The organism is Clostridium sp. (genome assembly GCF_032576335.1).
Lineage (GTDB): Bacteria > Bacillota > Clostridia > Oscillospirales > Acutalibacteraceae > Faecalispora.
The window spans coordinates 47,049-61,074 of the sequence record NZ_JAWFXC010000004.1 but is presented as its reverse complement, the minus strand read 5'-3'; the positions used below and the strand labels follow the sequence as shown (position 1 = coordinate 61,074).

Here is a 14,026-nt window from a genome sequence, read left to right as displayed (position 1 = left end):
CGTATCAAGAGAAAAGAGACATTATACTCAAAATAAGTAATTAAATATGATTTTAAGAGCACTCGCCATTACGGAACGAGCTTTCTCTGCATTCTGCGTTATGCTCGGCCAAACTGACGCTCAAGTTCCTTGCGGGTAAGCACAATCGAAATGGGGCGCCCGTGCGGGCAATAGCGAAGCTGCGGGTTTTCATCAAGCTGGCGCACCAAGGCAATGAGTTCCTCTGGGGAACGGTCATCGTGCGCTTTCATTGCCGCACGGCAAGCGATGTTATGGTAAAGCCAGTCGAGATGCTCTGTGGTTACATCTGTTCGAGACTGCGCCAAGTAGCCTGCAATCTCCATCACGGCATCGGGAATATCCTCCCCTGTAAGCGACAACGGCGCACTGCGTACCAATACGGTACCTCCGCCAAAATCATCTATTTCAAAACCGGCTGTTTCGCACAATTCCAGCGAAGCCAAAACAGCCGCATATTCATTCTTTTCCAAAAGTACGGGAACAGGCGTTAGCAGCATCTGTGAAAACGCGGTACCGCTCTGCTCCTTGAGGCGTTCATACAAAAGGCGTTCATGCGCCGCATGGCGGTCTACCAAGACAAGCTCTTCGCCCTCGTCTCCCACACGCTCTAAAAGGATATACGTACCGAACACGTGACCAATGTAACGAAAATCCCCTTGTGCCTGTGCAGAGGGTTGTCCCTCAAGCTGTTCCACGGCATTCGGCGATGCAAACGCTATGGTACTTTGCGCTTGTTCTGTGGGTTCTGTTATCGGCATCTCCTCTGGATTGTGAACAAACGCCGTGCTGGCGGGTACTGCATCACCACTCGGTGTAACGCTCCACTCCTCTGGCTCGCTTGCTGATGGCGCTATTTCTTTTTCTTGGGTATGTACCGGTAGAGTGGAACGAGTATCCTGCCACCTGCGTTCCTCTAGCAAACGGGAGGGAGAAGCTTCTGCATTGCAGTAAGCAGGCGTTGTTGGGACGGCGATTTCAACCGGGTCCTCCAACGCACTATCGTTTAGCGCAGGAGCGGCTGAGGATGCAGTTCCAAATATGGCAGGCATCGCAATTTGCTGCGGCTTTGTATCCTGTACATCAAACGGCAAAGACGATGTTGTTGCCTTAACGTGCTGCGGTTCTGGTTGCTCTGGCTTTACCGGCAGCAAGATTTTATTTGCAGAGTCCCCTTTGGCTAGTGCTGTTTTTACTCCGTAATACACCGCGTCGAACACGGGGCGCTCATTGATAAAGCGAACCTCTAGCTTGCCGGGGTGAACGTTTACATCCACCGCCTGAACCGGAATTTGCATGTGCAGAACGCAGGCCGGAAATTTACCAACCATCAACGAACCTTTAAACGCCTGCTCTAATGCCACCTGCGCCGTGCGGCTGCGGATGGTGCGCCCATTGATAAAGAATTGCTGCATACTGCGGTTGGGGCGGGCATGGGAGGGCTTGCTTACAAAGCCCGTAGCTTTTATACCCTGCAATTCATATTCTACCGGAATCAGCCCGGCGGTAAACTCGCGGCCAAACACGGCAAATACCGCAGATTTTAGCTGACCATCGCCGGGGGAGCGCAATGTTTCTTTCCCGTCGCGTACAAAGCGAACGGCAATCTCTGGGTGAGAGAGCGCAATTTTATCCATCACCGCGGCGACCGCGTTCGATTCCACCGTGTCTTTCTTTAAGAACTTCATTCGTGCAGGGGTATTAAAGAAAATATCTCGAACGGTAAGAACCGTTCCGCGCGCACAACCGGCATCCTCAAAAGCCTGCTCCTCGCCGCCCTCTATGACATAATGTGTTCCGGCAAGCTCCTCTTCGGTACGGGTAAGCAGGTCGATTCTCGCCACCGCCGCAACAGAGGCCAATGCCTCCCCACGAAAGCCAAGAGTCCCAATAGATTCCAAATCCTCTTCATGCAGCACCTTACTGGTCGCATGGCGCAAGAACGCCGTAGGAACATCTTCCCGCGCAATGCCACTGCCATTGTCGGTTACGCGCATCATTACAGCGCCGCCGTTCTGAATCTCGACAGAAACGCTGGTTGCTCCGGCATCAATGGAGTTTTCGACCAGCTCCTTAATGACGGAAGCTGGGCGCTCTACCACCTCACCGGCAGCAATCAGCTCAGCTACGTGTTTCTCCAGCAGATTGATTTTCCCCATTTATTTGCCTCCCTGCATCGGTTCGTTTTATTCCATTACTCTTGAGCGAGGCGACTCAGCTCAAAGAGTACATTCATACATTCAATTGGTGTTAGCGTATTTACATCTACCGTACGCAGACGCTCCAGCACTTTAGACTCCTGCTGCGGCACAAGTGAAAGCTGTGCGGGTTCTTCTTCCCGCTGTTTTTTTGCAGCCCCCTTGGGGGTAACCGGCCTGCCGCTTTCCAATTCACGCAGTACCTGCTTAGCGCGGTTCACAACAGAGTTTGGTACCCCCGCAAGCTTCGCAACTTCAATGCCGAAGCTATCGTCTGCCCCGCCGCGCACAATACGGCGTAAGAAAGTAATGTCATCCCCACGCTTTTTCACGGCAATGTTATAGTTCTTCACACCAGAGACTAGCTCTTCCATCACCGTAAGCTCATGGTAGTGCGTAGCAAACAGTGCCTTCGCACCTAAGGAACGCTTGTCCGCCACATGCTCCAGCACCGCACGGGCAATGCTCATTCCATCAAAGGTGGAGGTTCCCCGCCCGATTTCATCAAGGATAAGCAGACTACGGCTGGTCGCATTTTTTAATATATCTGCCACCTCAGCCATTTCCACCATAAAGGTAGATTGGCCGGAGGCCATGTCGTCCGAAGCGCCTACACGGGTGAAAATAGCGTCTACTACACCAATTTCAGCCGACTGTGCGGGCACAAAACAGCCGATTTGCGCCATGAGCACAATGAGAGCGATTTGGCGCATATAGGTCGATTTACCCGCCATATTGGGGCCGGTGATAATGGCAACACGGTTTTCGTCCGGGTCTAGCTCTACATCGTTTGGCACAAACGGTCCGCCATCAAGTAACTGCTCCACGACCGGGTGGCGGCTTTCCTTTAATTTTATCTTTCCACTCAGATTTACTTCTGGCCGCAGGTACCCGTTAGCAACAGAGACTGCTGCAAAAGAGGTTAGAACATCCAACTGCGCGACGGCGGCGGCGGTTGCCTGCACCCGTTCCAGCTGTGCTGCCACTGCGGTGCGTACCTGCTCAAACAATTGCCCCTCTAGCTGCACCGATTTTTCGTGTGCACCCAGAATGCGACCCTCAAGCTGCTTTAAATCTGGCGTAATGAAACGCTCGCAATTCGTGAGGGTTTGCTTTCTTATGTATTCGTCCGGTACTTTATCGCGGTACGAATTCGAAATTTCAATATAATAACCGAATACCCGGTTGTAGCCTACTTTCAGTTTGGGGATTCCCGTTTTCTCACGTTCCTGTGCTTCAAGCTGAGCAATAATCTCTTTGCCGCTGCCCATATCGGTTCGCAGCTCGTCGAGCTCGCTGTGGTAGCCGGGGCGTATCATCCCGCCCTCACGGATGGAAAACGGAGGTTCTTCTACAATGGCGCTTTCCACCAAAGCCGCCACATCGTCCAGCGGGTCAATTTTCCCGCCTATTTCTTGAAGCAGATTGGAGGAAACGCCCCCCAAATGCTGCCGAAGCTCTGGTAATTGTGACAGCGCCGCACATAACGAACGCAGTTCCCTTGCATTGGCTGAGCCATATACAATGCGGGTCATCAGGCGCTCTAAATCGTGGATACCGGAAAGTTGCTCGGCGATGGCATCGCGGAACATACTGTCCTTTGTAAGTTCTTCTACCGCATTTTGGCGGCGAAGAATCTGCGCCGGATTCAAAAGCGGACGTTCAATCCATACGCGGATGAGCCGTTTGCCCATCGCTGTTTTGGTTCTGTCGAGCACCCAGAGCAGGGAGCCGCGCTTGCTTTTGCCGCGCATTGTCTCCAAGAGTTCTAGGTTGCGTCGGGCAGATAAATCGAGCCCCATATATTGCGAGCCGGAGTACCGTTCAATGGTATCCATACGCTCAAGGCCGGTGCGTTGGGTTCTCTTAAGGTACAACAGCAAATTGTTCACTGCACTCGCTGTTAAGGGATACGATAGAATATCCGAATCACCGAGCCGCTCCGGTGAAAATTGTGCTTTGAGCAGTTCTTCGGTGCCTTTTGTTTCATCCTGCGGTAAGCACTCCAGCGATGCGCTAAGCTTGTCTTTTACAAACTTGCCAAGACCGGTTAATTGCAGCGCCTCTGGGTTAATGAGTATTTCTCGGGGAGAAAAGCGTGCCAGCTCGTTCATTACCTGTGTTTCAAGCTCACGAAGCGAACCTGCCGCAAGCTCTGTGGTATGCAGTTCACCGGTAGAAATATCGGCAAAGCAAGTGCCTGCATTTGTATCCCCAACAAAAACAGAACAAATAAAATTGTTTTTTGCTTCATCGAGCATACTGCTTTCCATTACCGTACCGGGAGTAATAACGCGGATTACCGCACGTTTTACAAGCCCCTTTGCCGCCGAGGGGTCTTCCATCTGCTCGCAGATGGCTACCTTGTAGCCTTTTGCTACGAGACGCGCTATGTAGTTTTCAGCACTGTGAAACGGTACGCCGCACATCGGCGCGCGTTCTTCCTGCCCACAGTCTCGCCCTGTTAAAGTTAATTCCAGTTCCCTAGAAGCCAGCTTTGCATCCTCAAAGAACATCTCATAAAAATCACCCAGCCGAAAAAACAGCAGGGTATCCGGATTTTGTTCCTTAATCTCAAAGTATTGCTTCATCATAGGCGAAAGGTCCGCCATTTTCCCATCCCCCGTCTGTTTGACTGATTCTTAAAAGTAATGCTGTGGAACACTTCCCCCCGCTAAAAAGCGGGGGGAAGTGTTTTCAGCAAAGCGTATGATTAGTGGCAGCCAGAGCAGCCGGAGCAACCACCGGAGCTGCATCCGCCGGCTTGGTAGTCTGCCAAATCGGGGTCTTCTCCATCCGCAGAGGCATTAATAATGGCGCTGATGCGCTGAAGCATCAAATCCATATCTTCCTTGGCAAGGTTAAAATCCATCATAGCAGAGTGGTTCATCACGCTGTCGTAAGCGGTGCGCAGTTCTTCATTGAGCTGCTGCATTTTATCCTCGTCACGGTCAGCCTTACTGCCTTCTTGGCTAATGGCAATTCTCTTGAGGTTAAAGTCAGCAATCATCTGCTGCAGCTCCTCATTTTCTTCACTCTCTTTACGAGCCTTTTGAAAATCAAGGTATCTTTCATCCTTTTGAATCTCTTTGCCGAGCTGGCGTGCCATCTCAATAACATCCATGGTATTGTACCTCCTAAAATCTTAATCACTGTTTTGCGTCGCCGAAAGGCGGCTGTATCCATACCGAAAACACTTCCAAAAAGCTCTGCTTCTCACCCCTGCAAAAGCATGTTTAAAGCTTATTAGGGAATCGATACTAGCATGCCCATAAAAAGCGCAATCGCAGAATCATTCATTAATGTATAACTAAAATTCACCGATACTTAAGAGTAATGTAATTATACCAATTCACCACTCAAAAGCCAAATTCGAGCAGCCGTTACCCGCACTTGGCAGAACTGGCCAATCAACTCATCCCCACCAGCGAATTCCACCATAATATTTCCACCGCTGCGCCCAGCCAAAAGGCCGGTTTTGGGGTTTCTTTCTTCTGCCAAAACCCGCTGTACGGTACCAACCATCACCGCACAGCGCTTCTCTGCAATTTCTTCCTGCACAGAAAGAAGCTCGCGAAGCCAGTGGGATTTATCTTCGTAGGGAATCGGGTCCGGCATTTCTGCTGCACGGGTACCCACACGGGGCGAATAGATAAAGGTATACAAAGAGGTAAACTCCACCTCTTTAATCAGGCTAACAGTCTCGCAGAACTCCTCATAGGTTTCCCCCGGGAAGCCCACAATAATATCGGAGGTCAGCGATAAATCCGGAATTTTCTCTTTTGCGTAGGCCACCAAATCCAAGTATTTTTCACGCGTATAGCTGCGATTCATTGCTTTTAGTACCCGGTTGCTGCCAGACTGGAACGGCAGGTGCACATGGTGCGAGATATGCCGGCTCTGCGCAATGGTATCAATTAACTCATGCGTAGCATCCTTTGGGTGAGAAGTCATGAAGCGGAGCTGAAAATCCCCTTCAATTTCATCTAACTGCCGCAGAAGCTCAGCAAAGCTTACGGAAGGAGTTAACTCTTTTCCATAAGAATTTACATTTTGGCCCAACAAAGTAATATCTCGGTAGCCTGCACTTACGAGCGTGCGTACCTCTTCGAGAATTGCCTCGGGCTTACGGCTGCGTTCTCGACCGCGCACATAAGGAACGATGCAGTAGGTACAGAAGTTGTTGCAACCATACATTACGGTCACCCACGCCTTAAAAGAACCGTCACGACGGATGGGCAAACCCTCTATAATCGTTTTATCCTCACTTTCATCGCCGCGTTCAAAAACACGCCGACCATCTGTGAGAGTGCGATACATTAACTCCGGTAGTTTATGAATCACATGGGTGCCGAACACCAAATTAACAAACGGGAAGCTTTTCTTCATCTTCTCCGCTATATGCTCCTGCTCCATCATACAACCGCAAACCGCTATAAGTAAAGACGGATTCCGGTGCTTTACGTTCTTTAAAGCACCCACATTGCCAAACACACGGTCTTCCGCATGCTCGCGCACCGCACAGGTGTTAAAGAGAATCAAATCTGCCTCTTCTTCATTCTCTGTAAAAGAGAAGCCCATTTGTTCCAATTGTCCTTTTATTTTTTCTCCGTCTGCCACATTCTGTTGGCAGCCGTAGGTTCGCACGCACGCCATTGGTACTGCACCGCGGGCACGGATGGACATAATCTGCGCCACTTCTTCTATATGCTGCTCGCGGGTCAATTCCCGCGTAGTCTCAATCAGCTTCTCTGTCAAAAAAAGCAACCTCCTATGCTACGGTATCCATAGAGTATAACATATTCTGCGCTTTGCGGCAAGACATGTGAGGGTCTGGAACGCCTTAAAAACAGGGGCGAAAAAGCCGCCTAAACCGGCGCGAGAAAACGAACTCGCACGAGCTTAGCGGCTCCAAATTTTTATTCAAATGAGTACGGATGGACGGTACATCCACGGCAGCAGTTTCCACAATCGAATGCGAGCGCGCAAAGCCCGGCTGGTTCTTTTACCCTGCACCAATAGCCGGTCGTACCCCTCTACCCGCAAGTAACCACGTACCGCATTATAGCCTAAACCTTCCCGCAGAAGAATATCTACACAATTCATTACCGTTTCGGGCAGCTTTTGCTCTTCAAAGCTATCGCACAGTTCGTGATTCTCTGGGCAGCGGTTTTCAATTACCGCTTGAACTCGCAGCATTGCTTCAATTGCCTGAAAAATTTCGCGACCCGCAGGCGTTGCCTTTGGGCGCCACAGCTCCAGCTCACTCTTGCGCTTGAGAAGTATCGGAACCTTAGCCGTCTTCGCTCCGGAAAGCAAACAGCAATACATAAATTCCTCACTATAACCGTGCCTACAGCTTTCTTGAAAATAAAGCTTTTGCTGCTTTAAAAACCCTTTTCGAACCATTAGTGCAGCAATATCAATCCGCTGGCGGCCCTGTACCATCTGCAGTACAGTAGAAAGATTGTCTGCTTCGGAAAGCTTCCCTTTTCCCTCGGTGGCCTCCATGCTGCCGTAAATAAAATCGGCCTTTGTTTCCTGCGCCGCTGCAATATAAGAAGCAAGGTAACCGCTGTACAGCCGCCGTGCAAACACAAAGGTAAGGTATTCCCCGGCTGCCTTTTGCATCCCGGTATTCAGTGCGGCAGAAACACTTTCCCTGCCATTTTGAATAACAAAGCCATGCAGTCGTTCTTCCTTAATATATTGCACCGCGCGCAGCACCGTCATATCTTCTGAACCCATATCCACAATAATCCACTCTGCTGCCGTGTCGCCAACTTGCTCCGCTATGGAGCGTAAAATCCCAGGTAATTCTATTTCAACATCCCGTACGGGCAGGATCAAAGAAAGCTCGGGTGTTTGCATGCGCAATACACACTCCTGACTTATGCATGAATTTGGAACCAGAACGCCATTGTTCCGGTCTAATACCACTCTTATTCTTTTATTGCAGCACAACAAACTGCCTGCCGCAATTATACCATATTTGGGGTGGGATAAAAGATGTAAAAGTAACAGAAGCTTTCTCTGTATAAAAATACTTTTGTTTCTTTTCCCGAATACTCGAATACAATGATTTTATCATTACCAAAAAACGCCGGGATGACACAGAAAGCCATGCTGTGCTATAATTATTTTACACGAGTTTTCACTTAAGAAAGAAATATAGCAAATCAGCTTAATCTCATCAAACCATTTTCTTTCGTGTATGGGAAGTCCCTTAGGACAATCGTAAGAGAGCTGTAAGAAAACTGCTTTATTTTTGTCAGGTTTTTGTATTATGATTAATATGTACCATGCTATTTTTGCTTACATACAGGACGCTTTACCGTAAATAGATACATAGCGCAAGGTCAAAACCGCTATACAACGGTAAGCCCATTCTCTATACCAATGTGATTCAGTCTGGAGGAATATCAGAGATGGAAAAACAATGTATTCTGGTAGTGGATGACGACAAAGAAATCGTTCGTGCCATTTCCATTTATTTAGAAAAAGAAGGCTACGAAGTTCTGTGCGCCTACGACGGCATTCAGGCGGTAGAGCTTGCCATGAGCCGGAACATTCACTTAATTTTAATCGATGTAATGATGCCGCGGCAGAACGGGTTAGCCGCCATATTAAAAATCCGCGAGAGTCGCAATCTACCCATCATTGTGCTCTCAGCCAAATCGGAAGACAGCGATAAAATATTAGGGCTCTCTATGGGTGCAGATGACTACGTTACAAAGCCCTTTAATCCGCAGGAGCTGGTTGCCCGGGTGAAATCGCAGCTACGCCGTTACACCTCACTGGGCGATATTCACTCTACGTCGCAAAACCTAATCTCAATTGGCCGCCTTACCTTTGATGCGGACAACCACACCCTAACGGCTGACGGAGAACCGGTTCGCCTAACCGCTACCGAAACAAAAATTGTGGAACTATTAATGAAGAACGCCGGGCGGATTTTCCCGGCAGAAGAGATTTACCGGCGGGTTTGGAATGAACCTGCTTTTTCGGCAGAAAATACGGTGATGGTTCACATACGCCGCATTCGTGAAAAAATAGAAATTAACCCGAAGGAACCCGAATATTTAAAGGTGGTGTGGGGGATTGGATACAAAATCGACAAACCGGAAAAGCAGTAATCTCTTTATTTGGTTTTGCTTTCTACTGAGCGTTAGCATTGCGTTTACTGCGGTAAGTGCCGCTGTACAAACCGTGTTGGCAGGCAGTACGGCTGTGGCACAAGCCAAGCAGTCTTTGACTACCGCGATTGACAACAACCCCCAAGAAACCGAGGCTTTCCGCAAAGATGTAAGCGAAATTGCATATGCCGCTCTTATGGATTTAGCAGACGACGAGCAGCGGGGTACCTTTTCAAAATCGTACCCCAATTTAAAATGGGAAAGCGCAAATATACTGCTGTTTGCACAGGAGAACTCCCGCAATACCTTAAGCAACACCGGCTCTACCGACCCAGAAAGCGCCCGCAATGCTCGGCTGCTGCAAAGCTACCTAATGGGCGCTCCCGACGGCTATAATTTTATGCTGTTGTTTGATGGTGACAGCCTCGTCATTGAGCGGGGCGGTACTCGTGTATACGACACAGACGCAATGATTGATACCGACGGTTACCGTTCTTATTTTTCTGAGCTTGCCGATAAAGACGGGGATTTGTGGTCGGATTACCCCAAGCTTTCCGACCTTTCACTGATTATGGTCGTTTCCCCCAATCTTCGCACGGACCGCACCTCTGCTGTATTATCGAACGCAACCGATGAACTCTTCTCGCTTCAAGTGCTTTGGTTTGGCGGCGCTGCGGCAATCGTTCTTGCTTTGCTTTTATTTGTACTTTACCTATTTAATCGGAATAAAAAGAGTCAGGTGGACCGCCAAATCGCCCAAATAAGCAAAGGGGTTTGGTTCGAAATCAAAATGCTGTTTTTTGCTTGGGCAATCTATACTTGTGCCGTACCGCTTTGGGAAAAGCACAATATGAAATCAACCCTCTTCCCCTTACTGCTTCTTTTTTGGACACTGCTGTTTTTGGTAAATGATTTGCATTATAACCCCGAAGTTTACCTGAACAACAGTTACCGCAGTACAAAAAGCTGGTACCTATCGCACCAGATGAAAAAGCACTTTCAGCAGCGCATGTTTAGCGGGTTTGTTTTATTTGCCGTTACCGAGGGTGTTTTATTCTGGGCATTTCGCATCGTTACTTCTTCCTTTGGTTCCTGGATTATCGCAGCCGGCGCACTCGTAATATTGCTGCTGTACACTCGATTTTTCTCAAGCATGTTGGCCGATTTTGCAAAGCTGACAGACCGTATTTCCGAAATGAAAGCTGGCGCCGAAACACCGCCGCTTCTGCTCCGTGAAGATTCTGCTCTTGCCCCCGCGGCGGAAGACCTGAACTTGATTCAGTCCGGCATCAGTCATGCAGTAGAAGATCAGGTGCGGGCAGAGCGCATGAAAATCGAGCTGATTACGAATGTATCGCACGACATTAAAACGCCGCTCACCTCAATTATCAACTACATTGGCCTCCTGCGGCAGGAAAGTGACTTGCCGGAGCATGTGCAGGATTATATTGAAATTCTGGCAGGCAAGGCAGACCGCCTGAAAAAGATGGTACAAGATATTTTCGAGGTATCCAAAGCCAGCACGGGCAACATTGAGCTGCACCCCGAGCCGTTGATTATGCAGAAGCTCATTGAGCAGACCCTCGCCGATATGGAGGAATCCGTTGCCGCCGCACACTTGGCTCTTCGTTTGGATTTACCGCAGGAACCGGTTTATATATTAACGGACGGCAACCGCATGTACCGTGTGTTCCAAAATCTGATTCGCAACGCTTTGCAGTATTCCTTGGAGGGCTCCCGCGTTTTTATTCAGCTTTCCGTAAAGGACGGCAATGCAATCACACAGGTAAAAAATACCTCTCGCTATATTTTAGAGAATCTACCAGATGTAACCGAACGCTTTGTGCGGGGAGATGACTCTCGCAGTACAGACGGCTCCGGCCTGGGTCTTTCAATTGCCAAGAGCTTTACCGAGGCCTGCGGCGGCAGCTTTGCCGTCCACACAGATGCCGACTTGTTCTGTGCCTCCATTACATTCCCGCTTTTGCCAACCCCCGAACCGGAGGAGACAATTCATTCGAACGAAGTAAATGAAGATTCGAACGAAAGCTTGTTAGAGCCTACGCCTCCCTTGCAGGAGTCTTCCGCCGATGTACCGGATGAGGATTCCCTACTGTAATAAATGAGAAAATTTAATTTGACAGCCCCGAAGGGCTGTGCTATACTGAAGCGGAAATAACAGGGGAGCCCGTGTTTCGGGCTGAGAAAAGGAATGAACCTGATACCCTCAAACCTGATTTGGATTATGCCAACGTAGGGAGTTATACTGTTACCACAACATGTGATACGGGCGGCGCCTTACTTGGCGCCGCCCGTTTTGATTCGCCGCAAAATGGAGAACTCCAAACCAAGAACCCCGGCAGAGGGGGAGCGCCCTATGCCGGTAAAAAAGACAATGAAATAGCGAGGGAGCCCGTGTTTCGGGCTGAGAGGAAGCAATTGAGCTTCGACCGGCCAATATTGCGTTGGTGCCGTACCGGCTTGCTATTTCTTAGTCTTTTTTTGCGCCCATACGAGCCGAAACGCCGCTGAATTCCGCAATATGGTCTTATCTGTATTTCATCAAATGAAACTGAAATACGTGCTGTATTCTATGTTGAGGAGAATGATGTATGAAAGAAAATCCACGTTTTTTAAAGCTGGTTATGCTCGCTATGATGGTCTCCATCGGAGTTGTTATCTCCCCCATTCTGCGCATTGAGGGAATGTGCCCCATGGCTCACCTCATCAATATTGTGTGTGCCGTTTTTCTAGGGCCGGGATATGCGTTTGCGTGTGCCTTTACCATTGGTATTTTGCGCATGACGCTGATGGGTATACCGCCGCTCGCTCTTACCGGCGCAATATTCGGCGCAGCTCTTTCCGGCATTTTGTACCGGCTCTCTGGCGGCAAGCTCATCTTCGCCGTGATTGGCGAGATTATTGGAACGGGAATCATTGGTTCTCTTGCCTCTTACCCGGTAATGACACTGCTGGTAGGCAAGCAGGGAATCGGCTGGGCATTTTACATTCCTCTGTTCTTGGGTGGAACACTAATCGGCGGCAGTATTGCCTTTGTATTTTTAAGTGCTTTAGCGAAAACAGGGATGCTCACCGTGATACAAAAACAATTGGGGGCGAAAGTGTATGATAAATCGCACAAAACCAACATTCGAAACCTCTGAGCTGCTGCAAATCAGGCACCGGGTGCAACAGCAAAAACCGCTAATTCACTGCATAACACACCCCATCGTTATAAAAGACTGTGCCAATGCCTTGCTGTCTGTTTCTGCACGACCCATTATGGCGGAATACCCGCCGGAGGTCACGCAGATTACAAGTCAGGCTCAAGCACTTAGCATTAATTTAGGGAATATCAATGCGGTGCGTATGCAGGCGATGATGCTCTCCGGCAAAGCCGCTCTCGAAAACAACATACCCTGTGTGCTCGATGCAGTGGGCGTTGCATGCAGTGAACCGCGCCTTGCATTTGCACATGATTTCATTCGCGAATGCCGCCCGTGCGTCATTAAGGGCAACAGTTCAGAACTAAAGGCTCTTTCCGGTTTAGAAAGCCATGCCAAGGGCGTTGATGCAGGGGAGCAAGACCGCATTCGTGAAGAAATGCTGGAAGAACACATTGCCGCGCTCCAACAGCTTTCCATTGCTACCGGAGCGGTAATCGCCTGCACCGGTGCGATTGACATTGTAACGAACGGCACAACTGTGGCCATTCTAAAAAATGGCTGCGAAAGCATGTCCCTACTCACGGGAACGGGATGTATGCTCGGTGCACTCACCGCCGGATTTCTTTCCGGGGGGGAGCCTTTTGCCGCTGCGATATTTGCCATCTCGTACCTGAACATTTGCGGAGAGTTGGCACAGGAAGGGCGACCGGGGCCGTCGAGCTTTTTTCTTCGTTTCATGGACTTACTGTACCTTGTTACCGACCAGCAGCTTGAAAACGCAATAAATATAATCATTCAGAAAGGGAGAACACAACATGCTTGATCTCACTGTTTATTTGGTCACCGACAGCACCGGGCTGGATGAATCCATCTTCCTTAAAAAGATTGAACTTGCTTGCCAAGGAGGAGTTACCCTGCTCCAAATACGCGAGAAAGAAAAAACGAGCCGCGAATTCTACCATTTGGCGCAAAAAGTGAAAACGATAAGTGACCGCTATGGCATTCCGCTCCTGATTAACGACAGGGCAGACATCGCCGCGGCCGTGGATGCGGCAGGAGTGCATGTAGGGCAAAGTGACCTTCCGGTTTCCTGCGCTCGTGCGATTCTTGGCTCCGGTAAAATTGTGGGTGCAACCGCAAAAACGGTGGAGCAGGCACAGCAAGCCGCCAAAGAAGGAGCCGATTACCTTGGAGTTGGTGCAATCTACCCCACCACTACAAAGGTTAAAACCGTTTTGACACCCGTTCGCACACTCGATGATATTTGCCGCAGTGTTTCTATCCCTGTGGTGGCAATCGGCGGGCTGAATGCCGATAACTGCGACGTTTTAAAAGGCGTGCCAATTGCCGGTATTTCGGTTGTATCTGCCATTATGAAAGCACCAGATCCCCTGCGAGCCGCCGCAGAGCTTAAAGAGAAATCGTTAGAGTTACGGAGTATACAAATTTAGTTTCGCAATTCAATTAGCACAATTATACAAAATGTATAAAAGGCACGTTTCTATTA

Annotated in this window: 10 protein-coding genes and 1 riboswitch; of the genes, 5 read left to right on the top strand and 5 right to left on the bottom strand. The window is 49.3% G+C overall.

What is annotated here, in order from left to right:
• Window positions 1–98: 98 nt before the first annotated feature.
• The 5 genes from mutL to E7L17_RS05430 all read right to left on the bottom strand — a co-directional run bounded on the left by mutL (window position 99) and on the right by E7L17_RS05430 (window position 8,087).
• On the bottom strand, window positions 99–2,177 hold the full coding sequence (gene mutL, locus E7L17_RS05450) for a DNA mismatch repair endonuclease MutL (protein WP_316322250.1): 2,079 nt from the start codon (window positions 2,175–2,177) through the stop codon (window positions 99–101).
• A gap of 35 nt (window positions 2,178–2,212) precedes the next feature.
• Window positions 2,213–4,828 (bottom strand): DNA mismatch repair protein MutS, encoded by a 2,616-nt coding sequence (mutS, locus tag E7L17_RS05445; RefSeq protein WP_316322249.1) that lies wholly within the window; start codon window positions 4,826–4,828, stop codon window positions 2,213–2,215.
• A gap of 101 nt (window positions 4,829–4,929) precedes the next feature.
• Entirely contained in the window at window positions 4,930–5,340 is a 411-nt protein-coding gene (locus E7L17_RS05440; protein WP_316322248.1) for a YlbF family regulator, read from the bottom strand.
• 218 nt (window positions 5,341–5,558) lie between these two features.
• A complete protein-coding gene (gene miaB, locus E7L17_RS05435; protein ID WP_316322247.1) occupies window positions 5,559–6,974 on the bottom strand; it encodes a tRNA (N6-isopentenyl adenosine(37)-C2)-methylthiotransferase MiaB in 1,416 nt (471 codons plus the stop codon).
• 165 nt (window positions 6,975–7,139) lie between these two features.
• A complete protein-coding gene (locus E7L17_RS05430) occupies window positions 7,140–8,087 on the bottom strand; it encodes a glycosyltransferase family 2 protein (protein WP_316322481.1) in 948 nt (315 codons plus the stop codon).
• A gap of 557 nt (window positions 8,088–8,644) precedes the next feature.
• Here E7L17_RS05430 and E7L17_RS05425 point away from each other — a divergent pair.
• From E7L17_RS05425 to thiE, 5 genes are all read left to right on the top strand, one after another.
• A complete protein-coding gene (locus E7L17_RS05425) occupies window positions 8,645–9,352 on the top strand; it encodes a response regulator transcription factor (RefSeq protein WP_316322246.1) in 708 nt (235 codons plus the stop codon).
• A complete protein-coding gene (locus E7L17_RS05420; RefSeq protein WP_316322245.1) occupies window positions 9,318–11,471 on the top strand; it encodes a HAMP domain-containing sensor histidine kinase in 2,154 nt (717 codons plus the stop codon). Before E7L17_RS05425 ends, E7L17_RS05420 begins: the two co-directional genes overlap by 35 nt.
• 51 nt (window positions 11,472–11,522) lie before the next feature.
• A riboswitch (TPP riboswitch) is annotated at window positions 11,523–11,629 on the top strand.
• Window positions 11,630–11,964: 335 nt separating this feature from the next.
• On the top strand, window positions 11,965–12,516 hold the full coding sequence (thiW, locus tag E7L17_RS05415) for an energy coupling factor transporter S component ThiW (RefSeq protein ID WP_316322244.1): 552 nt from the start codon (window positions 11,965–11,967) through the stop codon (window positions 12,514–12,516).
• Window positions 12,479–13,342 carry a hydroxyethylthiazole kinase gene (gene thiM, locus E7L17_RS05410; protein ID WP_316322243.1) on the top strand — a complete coding sequence of 288 codons (864 nt, stop codon included), beginning with the start codon at window positions 12,479–12,481 and terminating at the stop codon, window positions 13,340–13,342. The genes thiW and thiM overlap by 38 nt, the downstream gene beginning before the upstream one ends.
• Window positions 13,335–13,970, top strand: a complete 636-nt coding sequence (gene thiE / locus E7L17_RS05405; RefSeq protein WP_316322242.1) for a thiamine phosphate synthase — start codon at window positions 13,335–13,337, stop codon at window positions 13,968–13,970. The genes thiM and thiE overlap by 8 nt, the downstream gene beginning before the upstream one ends.
• The last annotated feature ends 56 nt before the right edge of the window (window positions 13,971–14,026 follow it).

What these genes read in the sequence shown, in the direction of transcription:
- mutL (WP_316322250.1), bottom strand. Translation starts at nt 2,177, where the DNA reads ATGGGGAAAATCAATCTGCTGGAGAAACACGTAGCTGAGCTGATTGCT.
- mutS (WP_316322249.1), bottom strand. Translation starts at nt 4,828, where the DNA reads ATGGCGGACCTTTCGCCTATGATGAAGCAATACTTTGAGATTAAGGAA.
- E7L17_RS05440 (WP_316322248.1), bottom strand. Translation starts at nt 5,340, where the DNA reads ATGGATGTTATTGAGATGGCACGCCAGCTCGGCAAAGAGATTCAAAAG.
- E7L17_RS05430 (WP_316322481.1), bottom strand. Translation starts at nt 8,087, where the DNA reads ATGCAAACACCCGAGCTTTCTTTGATCCTGCCCGTACGGGATGTTGAA.
- E7L17_RS05425 (WP_316322246.1), top strand. Translation starts at nt 8,645, where the DNA reads ATGGAAAAACAATGTATTCTGGTAGTGGATGACGACAAAGAAATCGTT.
- thiW (WP_316322244.1), top strand. Translation starts at nt 11,965, where the DNA reads ATGAAAGAAAATCCACGTTTTTTAAAGCTGGTTATGCTCGCTATGATG.
- thiM (WP_316322243.1), top strand. Translation starts at nt 12,479, where the DNA reads ATGATAAATCGCACAAAACCAACATTCGAAACCTCTGAGCTGCTGCAA.
- thiE (WP_316322242.1), top strand. Translation starts at nt 13,335, where the DNA reads ATGCTTGATCTCACTGTTTATTTGGTCACCGACAGCACCGGGCTGGAT.